Origin of the sequence: Mesorhizobium sp. LNHC232B00 (genome assembly GCF_000502435.1) — a bacterium.
Lineage (GTDB): Bacteria > Pseudomonadota > Alphaproteobacteria > Rhizobiales > Rhizobiaceae > Mesorhizobium > Mesorhizobium opportunistum.
The window spans coordinates 38,727-60,532 of sequence record NZ_AYWP01000036.1; the positions used below are offsets into that span (position 1 = coordinate 38,727).

20 protein-coding genes and 2 pseudogenes are annotated in these 21,806 nt (G+C 59.8%); 9 read left to right on the forward strand and 13 right to left on the reverse strand.

Going from position 1 to position 21,806, the window contains the following annotated elements; genetic code table 11:
• The first annotated feature begins 92 nt into the window (after positions 1–92).
• Genes thiC through X743_RS141590 form a run of 6 tightly spaced genes read left to right on the forward strand, consistent with a single transcriptional unit; the run spans position 93 to position 5,223 of the window.
• The gene (thiC, locus tag X743_RS141615; protein ID WP_023768630.1) at positions 93–1,928 is read left to right on the forward strand and encodes a phosphomethylpyrimidine synthase ThiC; all 1,836 of its coding nucleotides are present in this window, start codon (positions 93–95) and stop codon (positions 1,926–1,928) included.
• On the forward strand, positions 1,925–2,926 hold the full coding sequence (thiO, locus tag X743_RS141610) for a glycine oxidase ThiO (protein WP_023768631.1): 1,002 nt from the start codon (positions 1,925–1,927) through the stop codon (positions 2,924–2,926). Before thiC ends, thiO begins: the two co-directional genes overlap by 4 nt.
• Entirely contained in the window at positions 2,895–3,092 is a 198-nt protein-coding gene (gene thiS, locus X743_RS141605; protein ID WP_023768632.1) for a sulfur carrier protein ThiS, read from the forward strand. The genes thiO and thiS overlap by 32 nt, the downstream gene beginning before the upstream one ends.
• Before the next feature lie 3 nt (positions 3,093–3,095).
• On the forward strand, positions 3,096–3,869 hold the full coding sequence (locus X743_RS141600) for a thiazole synthase (protein ID WP_023768633.1): 774 nt from the start codon (positions 3,096–3,098) through the stop codon (positions 3,867–3,869).
• Positions 3,866–4,471, forward strand: a complete 606-nt coding sequence (locus X743_RS141595) for a thiamine phosphate synthase (RefSeq protein ID WP_023768634.1) — start codon at positions 3,866–3,868, stop codon at positions 4,469–4,471. The genes X743_RS141600 and X743_RS141595 overlap by 4 nt, the downstream gene beginning before the upstream one ends.
• Entirely contained in the window at positions 4,462–5,223 is a 762-nt protein-coding gene (locus tag X743_RS141590) for a hydroxymethylpyrimidine/phosphomethylpyrimidine kinase (RefSeq protein WP_023768635.1), read from the forward strand. The genes X743_RS141595 and X743_RS141590 overlap by 10 nt, the downstream gene beginning before the upstream one ends.
• A gap of 21 nt (positions 5,224–5,244) precedes the next feature.
• On the opposite strand, the gene X743_RS141585 is transcribed toward X743_RS141590, so the two are convergent.
• Positions 5,245–5,418: a hypothetical protein gene (locus tag X743_RS141585; RefSeq protein WP_156934526.1), complete on the reverse strand. Its 174-nt coding sequence runs from the start codon at positions 5,416–5,418 to the stop codon at positions 5,245–5,247.
• 142 nt (positions 5,419–5,560) lie between these two features.
• On the opposite strand from X743_RS141585, the gene X743_RS141580 reads away from it, so the two are divergent.
• Positions 5,561–5,896, forward strand: coding sequence for a hypothetical protein (locus X743_RS141580; protein ID WP_023768637.1), 336 nt, complete (start codon positions 5,561–5,563; stop codon positions 5,894–5,896).
• 18 nt (positions 5,897–5,914) lie between these two features.
• Here X743_RS141580 and X743_RS141575 read toward each other — a convergent pair whose 3' ends face one another.
• The 12 genes and pseudogenes from X743_RS141575 to X743_RS1000000171385 all read right to left on the reverse strand — a co-directional run bounded on the left by X743_RS141575 (position 5,915) and on the right by X743_RS1000000171385 (position 18,762).
• The gene (locus X743_RS141575) at positions 5,915–6,541 is read right to left on the reverse strand and encodes a hypothetical protein (RefSeq protein WP_023768638.1); all 627 of its coding nucleotides are present in this window, start codon (positions 6,539–6,541) and stop codon (positions 5,915–5,917) included.
• 70 nt (positions 6,542–6,611) lie between these two features.
• On the reverse strand, positions 6,612–6,815 hold the full coding sequence (locus tag X743_RS141570; RefSeq protein ID WP_023768639.1) for a hypothetical protein: 204 nt from the start codon (positions 6,813–6,815) through the stop codon (positions 6,612–6,614).
• A gap of 249 nt (positions 6,816–7,064) precedes the next feature.
• Positions 7,065–7,534: pseudogene (locus tag X743_RS1000000173690) on the reverse strand (transposase); the annotation flags it as partial.
• Positions 7,479–8,553 (reverse strand): annotated as a pseudogene (locus tag X743_RS01000000169465) (IS256 family transposase); the annotation flags it as partial. The pseudogenes X743_RS1000000173690 and X743_RS01000000169465, both read right to left, overlap by 56 nt.
• Positions 8,554–8,556: 3 nt before the next feature.
• Positions 8,557–12,522 carry a hypothetical protein gene (locus tag X743_RS141565; protein ID WP_023768641.1) on the reverse strand — a complete coding sequence of 1,322 codons (3,966 nt, stop codon included), beginning with the start codon at positions 12,520–12,522 and terminating at the stop codon, positions 8,557–8,559.
• A 26-nt stretch (positions 12,523–12,548) separates the two neighbouring features.
• Positions 12,549–13,976 carry a UvrD-helicase domain-containing protein gene (locus X743_RS141560; protein ID WP_023768642.1) on the reverse strand — a complete coding sequence of 476 codons (1,428 nt, stop codon included), beginning with the start codon at positions 13,974–13,976 and terminating at the stop codon, positions 12,549–12,551.
• On the reverse strand, positions 13,966–15,690 hold the full coding sequence (locus tag X743_RS141555) for an ATP-binding protein (RefSeq protein ID WP_023768643.1): 1,725 nt from the start codon (positions 15,688–15,690) through the stop codon (positions 13,966–13,968). The genes X743_RS141560 and X743_RS141555 overlap by 11 nt, the downstream gene beginning before the upstream one ends.
• Positions 15,691–15,917: 227 nt before the next feature.
• The gene (locus tag X743_RS141550; protein WP_023768644.1) at positions 15,918–16,307 is read right to left on the reverse strand and encodes a helix-turn-helix transcriptional regulator; all 390 of its coding nucleotides are present in this window, start codon (positions 16,305–16,307) and stop codon (positions 15,918–15,920) included.
• Positions 16,304–16,651 carry a type II toxin-antitoxin system RelE/ParE family toxin gene (locus X743_RS141545; protein ID WP_031258576.1) on the reverse strand — a complete coding sequence of 116 codons (348 nt, stop codon included), beginning with the start codon at positions 16,649–16,651 and terminating at the stop codon, positions 16,304–16,306. Before X743_RS141545 ends, X743_RS141550 begins: the two co-directional genes overlap by 4 nt.
• 196 nt (positions 16,652–16,847) lie before the next feature.
• Positions 16,848–17,057, reverse strand: a complete 210-nt coding sequence (locus tag X743_RS1000000172445; protein ID WP_156934528.1) for a hypothetical protein — start codon at positions 17,055–17,057, stop codon at positions 16,848–16,850.
• A 484-nt stretch (positions 17,058–17,541) separates the two neighbouring features.
• Complete coding sequence (locus tag X743_RS141540; RefSeq protein WP_023747646.1) at positions 17,542–18,234, reverse strand: hypothetical protein; 693 nt, start codon at positions 18,232–18,234, stop codon at positions 17,542–17,544.
• 240 nt (positions 18,235–18,474) lie between these two features.
• Complete coding sequence (locus tag X743_RS1000000171385; RefSeq protein ID WP_081726247.1) at positions 18,475–18,762, reverse strand: hypothetical protein; 288 nt, start codon at positions 18,760–18,762, stop codon at positions 18,475–18,477.
• A gap of 535 nt (positions 18,763–19,297) precedes the next feature.
• Here X743_RS1000000171385 and X743_RS141530 point away from each other — a divergent pair.
• On the forward strand, positions 19,298–19,675 hold the full coding sequence (locus tag X743_RS141530; protein WP_156934529.1) for a hypothetical protein: 378 nt from the start codon (positions 19,298–19,300) through the stop codon (positions 19,673–19,675).
• 284 nt (positions 19,676–19,959) lie between these two features.
• Positions 19,960–21,615, forward strand: a complete 1,656-nt coding sequence (locus tag X743_RS141525) for an MFS transporter (protein WP_031258578.1) — start codon at positions 19,960–19,962, stop codon at positions 21,613–21,615.
• Positions 21,616–21,806: the final 191 nt, after the last annotated feature.

Genomic DNA, 21,806 nt, shown 5'->3' on the forward strand with positions numbered 1-21,806 from the left:
CCGAGGTCCTGTTTCGGCAGGTAGACAGAAGCGTCTTTTCATCCTTCCGGCACAGAACTGGGTCTCCAATGCATGAGCAAAGGAGCCTCAAGATGAATGCCCTCACCCCCGCCGTGTCGACGGGACCGCTGCCTGCTTCGCGTAAGATCCACAAGCCCGGTGCCATCCACCCGCAGATCAGGGTGCCGATGCGCGAAATCTCCGTCCATCCGACAGCCAGCGAACCGCCCGTCACCGTCTACGACCCGTCGGGCTCCTATACCGATCCGGCTGTCGAAACCAGCATCCAAAAAGGCCTGGCCCGGCTTCGCCACGAATGGATCTTGGCGCGCGGCGATGTCGAGGACTGTGACGGCCGCCACGTCCGGCCGGAGGACAACGGTTTCGCGACGGGCGAACGCCTGACGCCAGAATTTCCCATCCGCCACCGACCGCTCAGGGCCAAAGCAGGCAAGGCGGTGACGCAGCTTGCCTATGCACGCGCCGGCATCATCACACCCGAAATGGAGTTCGTCGCCATCCGCGAGAACCTTGGTCGCGAGATCCTGCACGGCAAGCTTGAGCGCGACGGCGAGGCTTTCGGCGCGATGCTGCCCGATTTCGTCACACCCGAATTCGTCCGCGACGAGGTGGCGCGCGGACGGGCGATCATTCCCGCCAACATCAACCATCCCGAGAGCGAGCCGATGATCATCGGTCGCAATTTTCTGGTCAAGATCAACGCCAACATCGGCAACTCCGCCGTCACATCGTCGATGGCCGAAGAGGTCGAAAAGATGGTCTGGGCGATTCGCTGGGGCGCCGATACGGTGATGGACCTGTCGACCGGCCGCAACATTCACAACATCCGGGACTGGATCGTGCGCAACGCACCGGTGCCGATCGGCACGGTGCCACTCTACCAGGCGCTCGAGAAGGTTGGCGGCATTGCCGAGGATCTGACCTGGGAGGTGTACCGCGACACGCTGATCGAACAGGCCGAGCAGGGCGTCGACTATTTCACCATCCACGCCGGCGTGCGGCTGCATTACATCCCGCTGACCGTCGACCGGGTCACCGGCATCGTCTCGCGCGGCGGGTCGATCATGGCAAAATGGTGCCTGCACCATCACCGGGAAAGCTTCCTCTACGAGCACTTCGCGGAGATCTGCGACATCGCCAGAGCCTATGACGTATCCTTCTCGCTCGGCGACGGCCTTCGTCCCGGCTCGATCGCCGATGCCAACGACGCGGCGCAGTTCGCCGAGTTGGAGACGCTCGGCGAGCTGACGCAGATCGCCTGGGCGAAGGATTGCCAGGTGATGATCGAGGGCCCCGGCCACGTGCCGATGCACAAGATCAAGGCGAACATGGACAAGCAGCTCGCTGTCTGCGGCGAAGCGCCCTTCTATACGCTTGGACCGCTGACAACCGACATCGCGCCGGGCTACGACCACATCACCTCAGGCATTGGGGCCGCCATGATAGGCTGGTTCGGCACCGCCATGCTCTGCTACGTCACGCCCAAGGAGCATCTCGGCCTTCCCGATCGCAACGACGTCAAGATCGGCGTGATCACCTACAAGATCGCCGCCCACGCCGCCGACCTGGCGAAGGGCCATCCGGCAGCGAAAGTCAGGGATGATGCGCTTTCCCGCGCGCGCTTCGAGTTCCGCTGGGAGGACCAGTTCAACCTGTCGCTCGATCCGGAAACGGCGCGGTCCTTCCACGACCAGACTTTGCCCAAGGAAGCGCACAAGGTGGCGCATTTCTGCTCGATGTGCGGACCGAAATTCTGCTCGATGCGTATCTCTCACGACATCCGTGCCGAGGCGCAGAAAGAGGGCATGGCGGCGATGGCGGCGAAATACCGCGAGGGCGGCGATCTCTACCTGCCGGCGGACGAGACCGGCGCGCCGCTCATACCTCAGCCACGTGAGCCATCATGAAGGTCTTGGTCAAAGGGGCCGGCGTTGCCGGCCTCACCGTCGCCTTCGAGTTCGCCGCACGCGGCGCGGTGGTTACCGTTGCCGAGACAAGGCCTGCCCTTGGCGGCAATGCGTCGTGGTTCGCCGGTGGCATGTTGGCGCCGTGGTGCGAGCGTGAAAGCGCCGAGCAGCCGGTGCTGGATCTCGGACGCGACGCCGCCGACTGGTGGGACGCCGCAACGCCCGGCTTGGTAGCACGACGGGGAACGCTGGTCTTGGCCGCGCCGCGCGATGCGGGCGAGCTCGACCGGTTCGCCAGCCGCACGACGGGCTATCGGCGCGTCGAGGAAGATGAAATTGCCTTGCTGGAGCCCGACTTAGCCGGCCGCTTCCGCCGCGGATTGCTCTTCCCCGACGAGGCTCACCTCGACCCACGCCCGGCGATGGCGGCACTTCATGACAAGCTTGCGACCATGGGTGTCAAATTCCACTTCGGCTGCGACGCCCGGCCTGTTTCGGGTTTCGCCCGTCAGATAGACTGTATGGGAATGGCAGCGGCCGATGACAGGCTGCGCGGTGTTCGCGGCGAAATGCTGATTCTTCGCACGCCTGATGTCTCGCTGTCGCGGCCGGTCCGTTTGCTTCATCTACGCTTTCCGCTTTATGCCGTGCCGCGCACCGATCACCGTTTCATGATCGGAGCGACGATGATTGAAAGCCAGAGCGCCGGACCGGTGACGGCGCGTTCCATGATGGAGCTGCTGGGTACCGCCTATGCCCTCCACCCGGCCTTTGGCGAGGCCGAGATCGTTGAAACCGGTGTCGGCGTCCGCCCAGCCTTTCCCGACAATTTGCCGCGCGTCGAAACGAACGGTGAAATCATCGCGATCAACGGCCTCTATCGTCACGGTTTTCTCCTGGCTCCCGCCATGGCGCGCCAGACTGCCGACCTGGTTTTCAGTCACGACAGAACGAAGGAGCTTGCTCATGAAACTGATGGTCAACGGCGAAGCGCATGAGGTTGCCGCCACAACGCTGGAGGCGCTGCTTGCCGCGCTTGACTATGAGGGCGATTGGCTGGCGACGGCCGTCAACAATGACCTCGTGCACAAATCCAACCGGGCGGAATTCCAGTTGAACGACGGCGACCGGATTGAAATCCTCTCGCCCATGCAGGGCGGCTAGGCCATGATCGAGCTTTATGGAGCCGAGCTTCCGTCGCGCCTGCTTCTTGGCACGGCTCAATATCCTTCGCCGGCCATCCTTGCCGATGCAGTCAGGGCTTCGGGCACGGCGGTGGTGACCGTCTCGTTGCGCCGAGAGATGGCAGGCGGCAGGGCCGGCGAAAAATTCTGGTCGTTGATCCGATCGCTCGGCGTCAGAATCCTGCCCAACACTGCTGGCTGCCACTCCGTCAAGGAAGCTGTCACGACCGCGAAGATGGCGCGCGAAGTCTTCGGTACGAACTGGGTCAAGCTCGAAGTGATCGGCAACCATGACACGCTGCAGCCGGATGTTTTCGGTCTGGTCGAAGCCGCCCGCATCCTGTGCGAGGACGGTTTTGCTGTATTCCCCTATACCACAGATGACCTTGTCGTCGCCGAGCGGCTGCTGGAGGCGGGCTGCAAGGTCTTGATGCCCTGGTGTGCACCGATCGGTTCCGCCCTCGGGCCGGTCAACATTCCGGCGCTGCGCTCGATGCGCACACATTTCCCTGAGGTACCTCTGATTGTGGATGCAGGGCTCGGGCGGCCGTCACACGCGGCGACTGTCATGGAACTCGGCTTTGATGCCGTTCTCCTGAACACCGCGGTTGCCAAGGCGGCCGATCCGGTCGGCATGGCGGGCGCGTTCGGCAAGGCGGTCGAGGCCGGTCGTGAAGCTTTCAGCTCGGGAATGCTCGAACCGCGCGACGTCGCCATGCCATCGACACCGACCATCGGCAGGGCAGTATTTTCATGAAGCTCGATCCCTTCTACCTGATCGTCGACAGCGCTGCCTGGATCGAAAGGCTGGTGCCGCTCGGCGTCAAGCTGGTGCAGCTGCGCATCAAGGATAGGGACGAGGCCACGCTGCGGACGGAAATCCGCCGCGCGAACGGCGTCTGCGCGGTCCATGGTTGCCAACTGATCGTCAACGACTATTGGCGCACGGCAATCGAGGAAGGCTGCGACTTCGTCCATCTCGGCCAAGAGGATTTGGCTGCGGCCGACCTGCTGGCGATCAAGTACGCCGGATTAAAGCTCGGGCTTTCCACGCACGATCATCTAGAACTGGAAACGGCCATCGCTGCCGAGCCCGACTATATCGCGCTCGGCCCCATCTATCCCACGGTCCTGAAGCAGATGAAATGGGCGCCGCAAGGGCTCGCGCGGATCAGCGCGTGGAAGCATCGGGTGGCGCCGATCCCATTGGTCGCCATCGGCGGCCTCAACCCCGACCGGCTCAACGGTGTCTTCGAGGCTGGTGCGGACAGCGCGGCGGTGCTCACCGACATCACGTTGAATGCCGATCCCGAAGCGCGCACGCGAGAATGGATCGAAAAGACAAAGCCATGGCGCTGAGGCGAGAACCGCATGTGCTCGTGGTCGGCGGTTCTGACTCCAGCGGTGGAGGCGGAATAGCACGCGATATCGAGACGATCTCTTCCATTGGCGTGCGCACCTGCCTTGCTGTCACCGCGCTAACGGTGCAGACGCACGATGCGGTCATGGAAATCCACTCTATGCAACCCGGTCTGGTGGCCGGTCAGATGCGTGCGGCGTTGCAGGCCAACAAGGTGGCGGCCATCAAGATCGGGATGCTCGCCACGGTGGAGATCGTCATTGCGGTTGCCGGAGTGCTGCGCGAAAATCCGCAGGTGCCGGCAGTGCTCGACCCGGTGCTGGCGTCGACGTCAGGCCGGGCGCTCCTGGAAGCCGGCGCCATCGCCGCCCTGAAATGCGATCTGATGCCATTTTGCCGTCTGGTCACCCCCAATCTCTTCGAGCTGGCACTCCTTGTTGGCTCGGAGCGGGCAGTGGATGAGGACGGCGTAGTGTGGCAAGGCCAAGAATTGCTGGCAGCCGGCGCGCGGGCTCTGCTGATCAAGGGCGGCCATGCATCGGGACCGCAATCAACCGATATTCTGTTGCGCCCCGATCACGAACCAGTCCGCTTTGACACGCCGCGTCTTGCCGCATCGATGCGCGGGACGGGCTGCATGCTGGCCAGCTCGATTGCGGCACATCTGGCGAAGGCGCAATCAATCGAGTACGCCGTGCGCCAGGGCAAGCTCTTTGTGTTAGAAAAGCTTCGGAAAACCCCAGCCGAATAGCCGTAGAGCCGGCTCAAGCGTTCAGCGGCTGACGCTGAAATGGAAGCCGTAGCCCTCCTGCCCTTTTTTCACAGGGCGTGTCGGGATGAGGCCGCTTTGCAGATCGGAATTCAGCGGCGCCAAGACAAGCTGCCCTGCCAGGCCGGGAAAGTCACGGGACTCTTCCTGCGGCGAAGCGCACTGCCAGTCAGGCATGGGGATGCACTTGTGCGGTCTTATGTAGCAAAGCACCAACATAGACCAAGCACGCGGCAGCTCGTTCCCCTAAAATCCGGGGATGCCAAGAGTTGCCCCTATCGTCAGATCGACCCGATACGAACACGCCATCAATACGCTGGTGACGAAGCGATCGGAGATTTCCGGCGCGATCCGGTTCAAGGGTGCGGACCTGGCTCACCAGCTACAGCACATAGACGCGGTGCTGCTCATCCTTGGCTACAAGGGCGATCCGTCGCTTATCGTGCCGCTGCGGCGCACGCCAAGCCGATTTCGAAAGGGTGAGCTTTACCGGCTGGTCTTGAAGTGCGAGGCGGAAGGCAGCGCATCCAATCGTGAAACCGCAACGCGCATCGTGCAGGCGAAGGGATGGGATGCCGCGCTGGTGAAGCCGCTCATGAACAACATCAAGACGGCTAAGGGTTGGCGACGGCGCAAGGCCAACGGCAGCGGATAGCAAAGGTAGCCCGAAAAATCACGCTACCTTTGCCAACTGGTTCAGATCATCCCAAATCGTCTTGGCGATGTTTTCGTGATGGTGCTTGTCAACCGCCTTGCCAACAATTGCCACCGGTATGTTGTGGTAGGTGGCGATCTTGACCAATGAGGTTTTATCGCCCTTCAAAAGCTCGCGATCATTCACCCTGCATTCAAACGGATAAAGCAGCTCGATTGCCGCAATCTCAGCGAATTCCTCAGACTGGGTTGCGCGGTGAGCTTCCTGATCCGCCTCGAATGCATATTCCCGAAGCAAATCCTTTAGCGTGCCTACGCCGTCAAGAGACCAATCTTCGGGCTCATCGTTCACGACATGGCACATTTCTTTTACCGCCGTGAAGCGCTTCCAGTCATCCGGCATGTTCTGCTGAACGCGGATCAAGACTTCTCCGTCTCGACGTTCAATCAAGCCGCGAATAAAGGCACCCTCAAACGGGACTTGGGTCATTTGAATCTTTAGATTGTACATATCCTGTACGACCCATTGAAGATCGGCCACCGACACAACATTTGCGTCCCCCGCAAGAACGTTGGCCCTGTAATGCTCCCGTATATGCTGAACCTTCTTGAAGATGGTCAGCGCTCTCTCGCGACTCAGTAACATCGTTGTGCTCGCAAACGAAAAAGGCCTTAGCGGTAGCCAAGGCCTTAGTCAAATGTTCTTAGACGGTGAACTAGATCCGATTAGAATCTTTGAAGTCGAGCGGGGTAGCGTCGCCACGCTCCACCGCCTCATAAAGGCGGTTTACCTCTTGGCATACGTCTTCATGAGTCGCCTCGTCCGCATTGCGAACGAAGAACTTCACGTCTCGAAGCCCGTCTGCGGCCATCCTCTCGAATCGCGCAGCGAGCGTCTGGCATTCGGACATGCTATCCATAACTCGCTCCTTTCATTGAGCCCGAAACGGTTCCGGGCTTTGAATGTTCCAATACAATCGTTAATATGGGGTTTGAAGTTGGCTTTTCGATGACGCAACGCGCGTTATCATGAAAAACTTAGATGTCAAGCCCACTGAGCGATCGTAGCGAATTTCGCGCATAATATGATTCGAATGGGCCGGCGTCTAGTCGTCATGGCCAACTTTCGGTTGCTTGCGTTAATTATCTTCGTTGAGTTTCTTGTATGCTCAAAGTTTATTTCGTTGCCAGTACGCTTTGAACGTTCGGGAAACGCCATGATTGAGGGCCCCTGTTAACAGGGTCATTGCGTTGGTCCCGTTGGCGCTTCTGCGATGGTCTTCCAACCACGCTGCATGATTGGGTACTGGTAGAGGTAGCGGTGCGAAACGTGGTGGTGCTGCCCGGCGACCATGCGGCGAAGGCGGCTGAAATAGCTTTCCACCATGTTGGTATGCTAGCCGTGGCCGTCGCTGTAGCTTTCCGAGTGGTTGATGCGGGTCGAGGCGTAATCAGCCTCTAGCGCGTCCCAATGGTTGGCTTCGTCCGCGAATAGCTTGGAACCGGCCAGCATGCGAGCGCGGGCGATTTCGACGCCTTCGGCTTCGCGATGACGGACGAACGTCAACGTGCGGCCAGCGCGCTCACGCAGGGCGATGACAACGCGGCGAGGGTCCGACTGGTGTTCCTTCATGCTCCTGGAACCTCGCACCTGCGAGCAGTTTCGGCAACTGATCTTGTCCCTTCAATCGATGCCAGTATTTGGCGGCGGCCATGACGAGCTTGAAGACCATCAGCCTGGCGGTCTTCGACGATAGGGAGCCGTTCGTGTGTACCGTTCGGCGGCGAATGGTGCAAAGACGCTCTCGATCGGGTCCGACGTTTGCAGTTGATCCCAGTGTTCGACGGGGGAATCGTAGAACGCCAGCAACGTCTCGCGATCCTTCTTCAGGCAGTCGACCGCCTTGTTGTACTTCGCGCCGTATTTCTCGGCGAACACTTCGATCGCCATTTCGGCTGCTGAGCGTGCCGGCGCGCCGTAAATCTCGCGCAAATCCGTCTTCATGTTGGCCTGCACCGAGAGCGGCACCTTGTTCAGGACGTTGGCCGTGTTGTGCACCCAGCAGCGTTGGTGCCTAGTGCCGGGAAAGACCTCGTCGAGCGCCTTCCAGAAGCCAAGCGCGCCATCGCCGACGGCAATATCGGGCGCGATCTTCAGGCCACGCCGCCTCACGTCGACCAGCAGCTCGCGCCAGCTTTGCGCACTCTCGCGAATGCCGGTCTGGAAGCCGACGAGTTCCTTTTTGCCCTCGGGCGTGGCGCCGATCAGGACCAGCATGCATTCGGCTTGGTCTTCCATCCGCGCCTGCAGGTAGACCCCGTCCGCCCACACATAGATATTGCGGCGCGCCGAAAGATCGCGCTTTTGCCAACGCTCGTAATCGGCGTTCCACTCAGCCGCGTGATCACCGAGGGTGAAAGGTTCGGCGCGTCCTTGCCCACAAGCGCGCTCAGCGCTTCCTGAAAATCACCCGTCGAAACACCGCGCAGGTAGAGAACGGGAAGCAGCGCATCCAGACTTCGCGCCCGACGCGCCGATTTCGGCAGGATCGATGAGGCGAACCGCACCCGATCAACCTCGCCATTCGCGCCGCGATCCCGGATCTTCACCCGCCTGACTGGCACCAGACCGATGCCCGTCTGGATGCTCCGCTCCGGGGCTTAGGAAACTCTATGCTCACGCAACAGGCGATGACCGGCCTCGCGAATAGGGAAGTCCTCGTCCTCCCGTAAACGATATGCCCAAGTAATGATGTCGTTTCTGCCCAGGAAGGGCTCCTTCAGCAGTGAGATTACCCTTTCTCGCTTTCCCGCCACTGGGCTGTCGTACCACGTCAGAAGTCGAGCAAGTCGATCAGGCGTTAGTAATTTTGGCCGTTTCAGCAGTAGGTCTAGAGCGGATAGACCCAGTCGACCATCGACTATCGCCTCAAATATGCGCCCGGCGGCCATTGGATCTGCTTCAAGGCGCTTATCTAGATGTTCACGCGCCAAAGTGGACACTTCGCTACGGCGATCCCCACTTAGCGCAATCAATCGATCAAGCTGTGGTGGCTTTAGAGCGAAGATCGCCCTTAGCAGGATGTGTCTCGGCGTGGGCGGAACAACGTTGTTTTCCTGTGTGGGACGCTCAGTCGTGACCCAATGTTCATATCCCGCTTCAAGCGTCTCGGTAAGTTCCGTGTAGCCGAGATCGGCATAGACCAGAGCTAGTTCGGCCGCTTCGACAGCGACATAGTCGCTCGCTTTCAACCCGCGTGCGATCGCGGCCGTCGTCCGCTCATCAAAGGCCGGAATATCCTGCTTGAGCACGTCGTAAAGCGAGCGGAGCCCGATTTCATCGGAACGCTGGAGACGGGTGTAAACTAGCGCAAGTCCCTCAGTCGCATCAGCATTGCGAGCGAGAGCGCCCCCTAACGCCGGGGTCAGATAGCGGCCTCCATCCAGCGCGCGCTTGCCGATCGCCAATTTCGTAGCAGGGTCGGCGCAACCGTCGATCAGTCGAGCGGCCAGAAGAGCGGCATGTTGTGATTCGTGAAAGAGGAGTGGCTCAAGCTTCAGCGGGTCGATATCAAAGGCCGCTGCGCGGGACCAGTCGACCGGCGGATGATCGACGTCCGGCAAGTCGAAGACGTGGGAGGCACCTTTCTTCGAATCCGCGAGGCGCCGCAGGAAAATGCGCGCCTGGAATCTGATGCGCTCCAGCGGCAAGTCCGCAATTAAACACACTGCGCGCCCAGCTTCCGCTAGGCTTTCGGCCTGACCACCCTTGTTCCAATGCCAGACATCTCTGGCTAAGCGGTTGTCGAATTCGCATAGGCTCCACAGAGCAGACAACTCCACGGGCAGATAGGAAAAGGTAATAATTTCCGCCGGGAGTTCTGGCGCAGGAATTGCCAGCGGTTCAAGTACCTGAAGATAGGCGACCTTCGCTGCTTCAGTGTAGGCCTCGTGGTCAAAATTCCAATTAACAGGCTTGTAGGCCGCAAGATCCAATGTGCGGTCGAACTCCCGCAACAGCTCCATTAATGCACCTAAGAAGCCCACACTCCCAAGATACTCATGATCTAGAGCCGCCTTGATCAGGCTCTCGGCATCGCTGGCGCATTCCCTCTCTAAAATGCGTCGCGCCGCCGTCAGGGCAAAGGGCTCTATCAGTTGGGTGTTTGAATACCCGAAAAGCCTGAGGCCTCGCCCGAAGCTCAGCTTCACCCTTTCGGCAACCAGCTTCGGTATTTCCGCGAAGACTGCTTTCATTTCGTCGTATTCGTATTGGGTTCCTCCGGTCTGAACGATCGTTGTCCACGCGCCCAGCCGGACCCAGTCTCTGGCGTCATAAAGGAGTGGCCGCACGGCAACGGCGATCTCGTCCGACGCCTCCGTAGTCACAGCGCTCAGTGCCGCAGCGGCCGCCGTTCCAACTTCTCGACTGGGCGATTGAATGAGTTCAACTGTCTTCCAGATGAGACCTTGGCGAAGTTTGATGGGGACCGACCCGAGAGGGTCCATGGCGATTGCCAGCGCTTGGAGTACGCCCTTGTAACCAGCATCGCCTTCAACGGCCTCCAGCAAGGCCTGGCAGACCTCCGTCGCGCCGCCAAGCGTCGCCGCGAACTCCAGCACCTCCGACCGTTCCGGGATTTTTGCCATATCCGCAAAAGCCGTGCGCAGAGCCATTTCTTTCAGGCTCAGCAAATACCGGGCGGCCACATACTCGCCGATGGTCTTGTGAACGAACGTGAAAGCCTGCTCGCCGTCATGGTGTAACCGCTCTATGACGCCGAGTGCCTCCCAATGCGCAATCGCTTCGTCGACCTTCTCGCGCGCGGAAAGGACGGGCACGCTCAAATCGACAGACAACGCCGACGCACAGGCATCCTCGACTGCCTGAGCCGTGGTTAGAGGATGGAGGGTGAGCTGATAGCCCAGGAAGTCCAGCACCCAGGCGCGTATCCCTGGGGCGATCGAGCTAGTCTGGCGAGGCGAAGGCTCCGATTCGATGAGATCGACGATCTGGCGGTAGAGGTCGCCGAGGCGACCTGTCAGTGTAGCCTTGCGGGCCAACAATGATGCCGACAGGCTGAGTAGCATGGGGCTTCGGGCGGCTAGCTTGCCCGCCTTTGAGCCTTTGATCTTCTCGGCAACGAACGCGTAGGAGTCAGCGAGGCTCCTGCTGGATGGGCGCAGGATTTCGTCTAGCAGGCTGGCAAGATTTGGCGTTACGCTTGTATCGTCGAAAGGCGTCAACTCATAGTGCCTCCATTCGACCAAGGCCGCCGGTTGATAGCCGACTGGTCGGGTGACGACAACGAGGCGGGCACCGGGATGCGCAGTTGCATACGCCAGCAGCCCTTCTGCGACGGCACTCTGCATCGATCCGCATTCGTCGAGCCCATCGCAAAGCAGCACCCAGGGGCCGGGCAGGAGGCGTTCCGCGCTTGGTACTGGGGAGTCGCCCAAGGCGATCTGGAAGAACGCCTCAGCGAAGGTCTCGCCCCTGTCGCGCATGCGCGTTGCAACGGATTTCAAGGATGCGCGTGCAACCGGGACATTGTCAAAAGCATACGTCGCCGCCAAACGCTTCAATATTGTAGATTTGCCCATTCCCGGCCCGGCGACCACCACCGCCTTGCGGTAGAAGCGGCCGAGGGTTAGTGGATCGATAAATTTGGCGTCCCGGACATTGCGGTCATTCCAGCCGTGATAGCGGCGCATGGCCTCCTGAAGGCCCGTGGTCTCCGTTTCGGTCTCTGGTAATTTTACCCGGCAAGACACCGGAATCCATGCATCCGCCAATGAGAGCGCATGGCCGACTCCGATAATCCGGAACTTGCTGTTGTTCTCGATCGTCCAAGCGGACAGCGCAGCGGCGGCGACCGTGGGCATCCGCATATCGCCAAGTGTGATGCCAAGGCCCTGCTCCGACAGCAGCCTTCCGATCGAAAGGGCGTCACGAGCGCTTCGCCGCTCGATGAGTAGGGCGGCATCAGCAAGCAATACCGACCACGCACGCGAAACGTCGGCGGGATTGGTCATCAACCTCTCGAGACGATTGACTGCAGCTCGAATATCAGCGGCGTCGGAGGTGAGCGCTGCAATGGTTTGTATGGCGAGGCCCTGGCAAACCTTGGTCGAGGGCAGGTCGGCGTCGAGGAGTCGCTGCAGGAACGCTTGGCCTGTATCAGTCAGATCATCTGTTCGTCCCGCCGCGATCCGCAAAATATCTTCCGCTAGGTCGTGAGCGATAGTTTGACTTGTTCCCGGCGACACTGCGAGCAGCCCAAGAGCGATATCGCCATGGTGGACGCCGCGAGCGAGCTTCATGATCGCCTCCCACATGTCAGCTCCAACGCGAAGGCGTCGCTTGGCCTGGACTTCCGCCTTGCGGCCGTCGGTAAGGACGAGGCGTATGTCGTCGCCCGCTCCTCCGGTTTCGGACCAGACATCAATGGGTATTGTGGACTGTGCCTCCCACCAATCCAGGGATCGCCCGGTAGCGCAGGCCACCAGTGCAATTGCTGTAGCAGCTGCCTGGAAGTTTAGGCCGCCCATGGCAGCAGGACCGCCGCCTCCGGCGCGAGGCACTCTCTTCGGGGTCTTGCTGAGCGGTTTGGTCAACGGTTTCATTTCAGGACTTGGTATCGATCTCTCACTCATGAAGCATCCACCGGCCGTAGCTGAGGCGATGCCGAACAGACGACAAGCATTTTCGATCCTCGCGTCATCGCAACATAAAGGTGTTTGGCATCCATCTTCGTCACATCGAGGATGACCGCAACGTCGGCTTCCAAGCCCTTGAGTGTCAACGTACTCCCGACGCCACGCGCCGGAAGCGGCCTCCCGCGGAAACGGTTTTCCTCGCGTGCGCGGATTGCTGCTTCATGCAATGACGACGGATCGTCTTGATTTGCTGAATTAAGCGCCCGGATGCATGCGCTCATCACGGTGGGCCGGTGCTGACGTGTGCCCGGGCGTCTGTTCGCCTCAACCAGCAGCTCGACCGCACTCTTGAATGTGCGCTCTTGCTCAAAAGCAATGGCGGCTTGTTCCGTCTCCGTCGCCTCTTTCCGCTGGCGCCCGGCCAGCAAGGTCGTGACGCGCTGCTGAAGGTCGGCCGCTCCTACATTCGTCATGACGCTCTCGGCAAAGCCGAGAAGCTGGCTTAGCGCGTCAGGTGCATCGAGCCTGAACTTCAGCGCGAATTGGATGAAGTCCTTCAGGTCAACGCTTTCGACTGCAACCGCGCCTGGCGTCTGGCTGGCGAACAATCGCTGGCCCGGCGGGTTCCTGCTGTCACCCATGATGAGCACAGTCCCCTGGCCGCCTTCCACCTTGGACAGCCCCGCCCGCAGGCGCCGCTGATGATCTTCCGTGCCATCAAGGTGCACCCATCGAACCTCGGGCGGTGCGCCCCTCAGATCAACAGTCTGGCCGTCTTTCAGGGCTTTCCGGACGTCGAGTAGCCACCGGCCGAACGCCTCCGTGCCTGCGTTTATCCAGCGCCATGGTGTCGTCAGCCCGCCCGCGCTTGGGAAATATTTGCGAACGTTGGCATCCCAGTCGGGCAGCGGCCCGCTAAAGCCGAATACGGCCTGCATAGGGTCGCCGAGGACGCAGGTCGGCAAGCGGCGGGACGAATAGTAAACCAGCGCGTGCTGGGACTGGGAGCAATCCTGATACTCGTCAACGATCTGGCGGGAAAAGCTGGCGGCGAGAATGTCGTCGACATGGCCAGCTTTCGCGAGTTCGGCGGCGGCCTTCTGGACCGTCTTGTAATCGGTGCGGGTGTCCGTAATGCGTAGCACTTCAGGCGGAACGCCGGACCGTGCCGGGAACGTGGTAGCCAGTTTGATGGCCCAACCATCCAGCGTCATGAGGCGGTAAGCGGCAGAGGGCACACCGAGCAGTTGGAGCCGGCCCCGCAGGGCAACCACACCGGCAACAGTGTGGGTCAGTATGAGCGCTGGCTTCGCATAATCGTGTTCCAGCAAATTGGCCGCGATGAGGTGGGTCTTACCACAGCCTGCCGGGGCAGTGACCGATCCCCGCCTGATCGCAAAGAGATCAATTTCAGCGGCCATTGCGTATCCAGACGAAAAGCCCATCAATGATCGCGACGAACGCAGGATCCGCGTGTTCAAGCCCCGGTGCGATAATAAGACGCGCAGCGTTTTCCATCAATGTGACCTGCTTGAACCAGCCATTGCTACGTGTGCTGGAAGCCACGCCGAGCAAGTCACGGGTGGCCTGGTTGAAGTCGCCGAGTAGGAGCGCGGTGTCCACGTCGTTGTAGGTCGTCAACCCGCCGGACTTCGACTTGATATGCTCATCAATAAGGTCTTCGCCGTGCAACTCGACGGCATAAACGACGAGATTACCTGCGGCATTCTCTCCGAGGCTCAAGAACAGCTCCTGTTCGAGTTTGCGCTTGGCGGGCCATTTCGTGACCGCGCCGCCTCCTGCCAGGAACGCCGCTTCGTCGGCGGCATCCGGCTCAACATCGTCATCTCGAAGCACGTGACAACGATAGCCAAGTTTTAGCAGCGCGTTGGCCCGTTTATAGATATTGCCAACCCCGCCGGCATCGAGCAGCGCGACGCCAAGTGCCGTCAGTGACTGCTCGCCCTGCGCAACGCGAAACTGATCGAGCCCTCGCAGCAGGCCCACCTCGCTCGCCCCTTCACAGATGATGACGGACGGAGCAAGGAATGCTTCCGGATCACGACGGATGGTGCTCTGGACGTCATCTTCGGCGCCGACGGTTTGTACCGACACCTGACCGCTATTGCGCCTGACGATCATCAATTGTGTGCCGCTAAGCTCCTGCAAAGCCACCGGTGAATGTGTCGTCGCGAATACCTGCAAAGGCAGATTGGTGTCCTTGCTTCCGAGAGATCCCAGCAGCCGATGGATGCGATGCGGCTCTAGGCCATGTTCGAGTTCATCGACAAGCACCATAGTCGCCTCTGCCGCGGCCTTGCGTTGCAGGCCTGCTGTCAGAAGGCGCGTCGAGCCCACGCCGAGAGCACGAAGGGGAATCCCAGTGTCGCTGTGCAGAGAAATGCTGCCGCCGCTGAAGGACACCGAGTGGGCGTCAAGCATGGCTTTTACATTGTCGCCCACCTGGATACCGAGTTCATCGGCCGTGTCTTTCACGACTGCCAGTGTCGCGCCCAATTGGGCACCGGCACGGTCGCCGAAGCCGGCACGTGCCTCGCGCGCGGCTTTCACCAATTCTGCCGAGATGTCGGCTTTCTCTTCCGAGAGCTTGTTCAGCACGGACCCTCTACGCCACGCGAGGTTACCGTCCGCAAACGCACCGATGCGTGTGGGCGCGATCGCCTGCCGGTCAGCCCACACCAGGTTCCGGACCAGGCCTGCATCGGCCGCGCGCTTCGAGATGAGCGTCCAGACCGGCTCGAGATCACTACCGACACTGAGATTGACGGTAAGCACGGTTTCGCCCGCCGCCTCCGGCTCATCCTCCAGCTGCGCCGTTTCCGCGATGAAATTGCGGACATATAGTCCGTAAGCCTCGATGTTCTTCAATCGGTCGGTTAATGCCCCGATGGTGCACGAGATTGAAATCGGCGGCGTCACGTCCAGGTTGAAGAAGTCAGCGTCGGCTATCTGGAGATTGCGGCGCGCACCGAGGCAAAGGTCAATGGCGTCGAGAATTGAGCTTTTGCAGCTATCCCCGGGGCCGATCAGGCAATTGATTCCAGCGGATGGAGCCCATGTAAGCTCCTTGATCCCCCGGAAATTTACAATCTCTATCAACCGTATACGTGCCATGATGCCTCCACCAAATCAGAAATATATACCGCAGCGACCATCGGTCGGGGGTATTGCCTCGCCGTGCATCATACGAGGAACCCGTTTGATACCTAGTGTTTCCGGCGGTCGGATATCCGTTACATGACGGTTACATCGAAATATTTACAAGTCTGGATGTTGTAACTAATTGAAACATCTGGCGCACCCGGCGCGATTCGAACGCATGACCCCTTCCTTCGGAGAGTTTAGGCCGCTTCCGCGCGTCCAGATTTACGCGGCTTGTGGCGCACCACGACGTCAACCTTGTAGTCGAGCCGATCGAGGCAGCGCACCAAGCGGTCTATCGAAAACTTACCGGTTCGCCCCGTGACGATCGCCGAGACGTCGGGCTGTTTCATTCCGAGCAGTTTAGCCGACTTCGCCTGGGTCAGGCGCCGGCGCTTGATAATGGCGCGGATCTCGCGGGCCAGCTTGGCCTTGAGCAATTCCTCTTCGGGATNCAGGCGCCGGCGCTTGATAATGGCGCGGATCTCGCGGGCCAGCTTGGCCTTGAGCAATTCCTCTTCGGGATTGTCGAAGCCGAGGTCCGCAAACACGTTGCCGCTGCTCACTTCGGCGGTGATGTCTTCTGTCATGACTTGGTTCCTTTGCCATAGTTTTCGCGGTAGTGCGCCTCGGCCGCCTTCAATCGCACTGTCACGAGATCGATTTCGTGCTTGGGCGTCTCCCTGCCCTTCTTCGACTTCTTCTGGAAGCAATGAAGGACGTAGATCACCCCGGCAAAGCGCACCGTATAGACGGCCCGGTAGGTATCTCCGTCGAAGTCGTCGACCACCTCAAGGATGCTGCGACCGCCAAGTCCCTTGAGAGCTTTGACTGCTGGATGCTCCTCGCCATTCTGGGCATCGTTGATTGCAACACCCATCACGCGGCGGACATCGACCGGAAACTCGCGCAGGTCATCCTTCGACGATCCTATCCATACCGCGGGCTTTTGACTTTCATTCGATTTACGTTATAGCATACAGACTATAATTTTTCATTGTGAATCCTGACACCTCTTAGCCACTGAAAAATAACGAATTCGGGTCAATTGGCTATTTTTGCTACCTGATCACATTTCACATGAACCCATTTTAGAGCACCGACCAGTCCCCGCTCGCGACCTTATCGCGTCAGATATCTTTTTCGCTTTCCCTCGCTTCATCATTGGGCGCCTGACCGGATAATCCTTGGTCACAGCCACGCCCTGTACGGTGCGGCCCTCGTCCAGCAGCAACCGCAACGCCCCCAGTCAAAAGGTTATGGATGAGGCCATGGGCCTCGATGCTGGCGGCGAGTTCGGCCCTACCTGCGAGCGGGATAGTGATTTCAGCGGTATTCATGGACTTGCTCGTGTTGATTTCAGGGATTGACCTGAAGGGTTCAGGTCCCCTGAACCCCTGCCTCGCGGCGAGTAGCGGGGAGCGAGGGGGGCAAGTCCCGGAGGCGGAGGGGTCTCCCCGGTCTGCACCTATCGAAGCGGGGTAGATGGGGGAACCCGCCCGCGGCGGCTTGCTGGGGAGAGAGGGCCGCGCGCCTCTCTTCCCGCTACATAGGAAAGGTGCCGCTAGGCACATCCATGTCGGCGCAGCCGTGCCGCGAAGCGGCCCAAGAAAGAAGAGCGTACAAAACGGAAGCACCGAGATGCCCGCCAGCGGGACCAAGTCAGATCGGTGCAGGAGAAAGACCGTGGCCCTGAGACCGGCTCAACAGGGCGGCCGTAGGAGCATCAGCAACGCGCCGGCGTCAGGCGGGATGCGGAACGGACGGCCCCCGGCGAAGGGCGCCGTTCTCTTTGAGCTGCGACCCTGGTGAGCGCCTTCGTGCCTAAAGCTGTGCCGTCGGGCTAAGCTTCAGCTTCAGATCGTTCTGAAAAGCCGAACACGGTTCGTCGAGATAACCCTTGAGGGAAGGATCCTTGTCGGGTTCCCTGTTTTTCGACAAAATCGCCCTGCAGAATTTATATTGCGATTTGGCGGCATCGCACTGCTGGGTGTCCGCCTTATAGCAAGCGTGGACCAAAACGGCTCCCACGTAATCATGCTCGACGTTGTTGGAAGACAGGTGGGTCTGAATGTCTTGGAGAATGGCAACTCCATGGGACATCCCATCTGCTCCGGAGTAGGTCATTACGAGTTGACCGGGTCGTTCAAAGCCGCTTACCGAGCCGCTCCCTGCAACGTTCTCGTAGGTGCCAGACAAATCCGGGGCCGACGTGAATGTCACCTTGAAGGGGTGCCCCAGGCCGACGGGGGTGACATCCGTAAAGTCGGGACCGTAGTACACCGAGAGATACCACTCGCCCTCTGTAAGAGCGTTGGGGGCTTGCCCGAGCCCAAGGCGCTGCATGCTCTTGTCGATGACAGTCCGAACGACGTTGGACGTGCCCTGCTGGATGCCTTCGCCGAAGCCGGTCCAGATGAAGGCGCCTACGGCCAACACAGCCACACCCAGCAGGCCGAACCTCGCACCTGTTGACTTCGTTTCACGCCCGGGCTCGATTTCCGGCTGGTCCTGCATCCGCCCCTCGCAACGCTCGTCGGGAACAACTTGGGACCCGATTATGGGCCCCAAGGGATCGGTCAGCAGGCTTCCAGATGAACTTTCCTCAGGTGCATTCCTCCTCGACTCAAGGGCACTTGCCGAGCGGAGCTGAACACACGCAGTATGGAGATGATAACCCGATTGCGGCTTTCAAGTGTCCTCGCATCCCCCGAGGGCGCCACCTGATCTCTCGGGCAACCTTGTTCGGCGCCGCAGTTATTGAGGCGGCCGGCTTGGAAGCAGTTCCTTATGGCCCTCATGCATAAACCAGAGCACCCGTTTGAGATGACTGCGAAGGGCCTTACGGGCGCGGATGGGCTCTTTGACCGGATCGATACCCAGTACATCCAGCGCCATCTCCTCTTCGCTGGCACTGTCGGCGCAAGCGTCCATGAGCTTCAAATAGAGCTCGAAATGCTTGTCATCATATGCGGTTAGGCTTTCCGACCAGGGGACTTCCGTTGCAATGGTTGGATCAGGCGTTGGGCGCGATCTGCTTTTCATCCATGTCTCGCTTTGGCGATGAACCAGGCCCCCGTTCCAATTCAGAATATCTCCATCTAGCGCACTTTCAACCGTTCTCGGCCTTCTTCGGACAGTGCCCAATCGTTGCATATGGTCGTGGGTTCCAAATTGGCGCGCGGCTGCTCGCGACCAATACATCCTCAACTTGGCGAGGCGATGTAACGCCCGGCTGAACCAGAATGGCGCGGCTATTGAGCATCGCCGATTGGATCGAACCTCTTATTTTAGTTTCGCGATAATCTTGTCTGGATGCTTGCAAGCGTCCATCATGCCGCCGTACATACGCTTAAGGATCTCGCCCATCACCGTACGAGCAGCAAACATTTCCAAACGCGATCTTGCAACTTGAGACTTTGCGTTACTGCATAGCTGCATTGCACAAAGTGTGTTTGCGCATTGCACAGCCGTTAAGCTTACGGCTGATGCATGCGATGGTTTCCTCCCATTCCATCGTATCAGCTATTCCCCTCTGAAGGTTTTGACTTATATACCTCGGTTTCCGATGGCCCTTTGTTTGGCGGTCGCCACGTCGTTAATTGAACGCGGCTCGATCGCCGGTTCGGCCATCAGGCTTTGGAACCCGTTCTGCCCGGCCGACCCCTCCCGACAACAGTCTGACCTTCGCCAGCCTTCTACGGGCAAGCGTTCGCGCCAAAAGTTCAAAGCCGCGTCCGTAACATTCGACGATGAAAGCCAATGTCATCAGGTCGAGCAGAAACTCGTCGATCGCATGTGTGAGCGCATCAGACCTTTGTCCGAACTGAAGGAGCAGGGCGCGCGCGTCTCGATCGCGGCCTGGCAATCGTCTGCATCTATCAGGGAACTGATCCTGTCAAAGATCTGCAAGCGTCCTCACTTTTCGGAAGCCACACTCAGTATCGAACGGCGCTGATGAGTGAGTTTCCAACAAAAGAACAGGGTAACGTTTCGCGAAAAATCGCTCGGCAGCGCGTCGATCGAGCATGATGCCTCAAATGACATGTGAATTCCGGCTCACCAACATGTCGTCGGAGGCGAGTGAGCCGGCCCATTTCTGCGTCCCGGCCGCCTGACAACTGGTCAGGAGGAACTGTGGCCACATTCGTCGTAGGCAAATGGGCCATCTATTCTTAAGCCGCCACGGTTCAGCCTAGATTACATGGGAAGCGACAATAACGGAAAGAAAAGGTTCGCAAAATGAGTAGGGTGGCTGGATCAAACGAAGATTTGGCTGCACCAACGACCTTTGGGCCACTTCTGCAGCCCACCTTTCGCTCGATCTGGCTCGCCACGCAGGTTTCAAGCCTCGGCTGGTTGATGCAGACTGTCGCCATCAGCTGGCTGATGGCAACGATCTCGACTTCCGATCTGATGGTTGCGTTGGTTCAGGCTTCATCGAACCTGCCCGCTTTCGTCTTGTCCGTTTTTGCCGGAGCTCTCGCCGACAATTTCAGCCGGCGCAGGGTGATGTTCGCCGGTCGGTGCCTTATGGTGACTGCCTCCGCGATGCTGACCGCATCGGTGGCGCTGGGCTTTGTCAGTCCGTGGATGATCCTCGGCTTCAGCTTCTTGATCGCAAGCGGCGGTGCTCTCAACGATCCGGCCTGGCAAGCGTCGGTTGGCGATATTGTGGATCGACGAGATGTTCCCGCTGCCGTCACCCTGCTATCTGTCGGCTTCAACACCGTCCGGACTGTTGGCCCGGCGCTCGGCGGCATTGTGGTTGCCTCATTTGGCCTCATGGCGGCATTCGCGGTGACCACGCTTACCTATTTCGTACCCTTGGCCACTATTTGGCGCTGCAAGTGGAAGGTTCGTTCTTCCCCTCTTCCACGCGAGTCGATGAGGACGGCGATCTATGACGGGCTGCGCTTCACGGCGATGTCATCGGAAATCAAGGCAGCGATCGCGCGCGGAACCCTCTTTGGCTTGGCGAGCATCGCCATACTCGCGCTGCTGCCGGTGGTTGTCCGCGATCAGCTGGGAGGAGGCCCGCTCGCCTATGGCGCGCTCATGGCCGGCTTCGGGACCGGAGCCGTCTTCGCTGGCCTCTCCAACAGCCTGTTCAGACGGAGCTTGTCGCAGGAGCGGCTGATGAGGCTCTCCTGCGTCGCCTGCGCGGCGTGCTCACTTTCGCTGGCACTGACAACTTCGATCGGGGTGGCGGCAATTGCACTCGCTTTGGGCGGCGCGGGCTGGGTCACCGCCTGGTCAGGGGTCGGTGTGAGCGTGCAGCTGGCAAGCCCGCGCTGGGTCGTGGGGCGCACCATCTCGATCTACTATGCTTTGATAGATGGTGGCATCGCGCTCGGCAGCTGGGTGTGGGGCACGGTGGCCGAAAACCATTCGCTGGCCCTGGCGCTGGAGGGTTCCGCTGCCTCCCTGATGTTCGTCGCTGCAGCCGGCGTTCTGTTTCCTCTTCGCGAGCGCCGCGACTCAGAGCCCGATCCTCTGGAGGAATTCGATGCCCCGGCTGTCGCGCTCAACCTGAAGCCGAGAAGCGGCCCGATCGTGGTCAAGGTCGAATATCTGATAGCCGAGAGAGATCTCGAGGCTTTCCTCGACCTCATGCGGCAGCGGCGTCATGTACACAGCCGGGTCGGTGCTCGGAATTGGACGCTCCAGCGGAACTTGCAGAAGCCTATGCATTGGACGGAAACGTTCCGCACGCCGACCTGGACGGACTACCTTCGCCTCAATCATCGTCTGACGGAAGTGGACAAGGAACTGGACGAGCGTGTCTTCCAGTTGCACGCGGGAGAGGAAGCGCCTCAGATGACACTTTCCATCGAGCGACCGACAAGCTCGGCCCGCAAGCCCGAGCACTCAGCTTTTCGCCATCCCCGTCATTGAAGCCCGGCCGGCACAGAAAACGCGATTCTTGTCTATCGCGCTCAAACCGGTGCGGGAGACGGACAATCCACCAAAATTCGATGATGGGTGGCAGAGAAGAAGCACAGGCTGAGAGTGCGGCCGATCGGTCCCCACCGTGAAGCGGAGCCTGGGGCTGCAGCGGCACGCGACTATTGCCGCGTGTCACATTT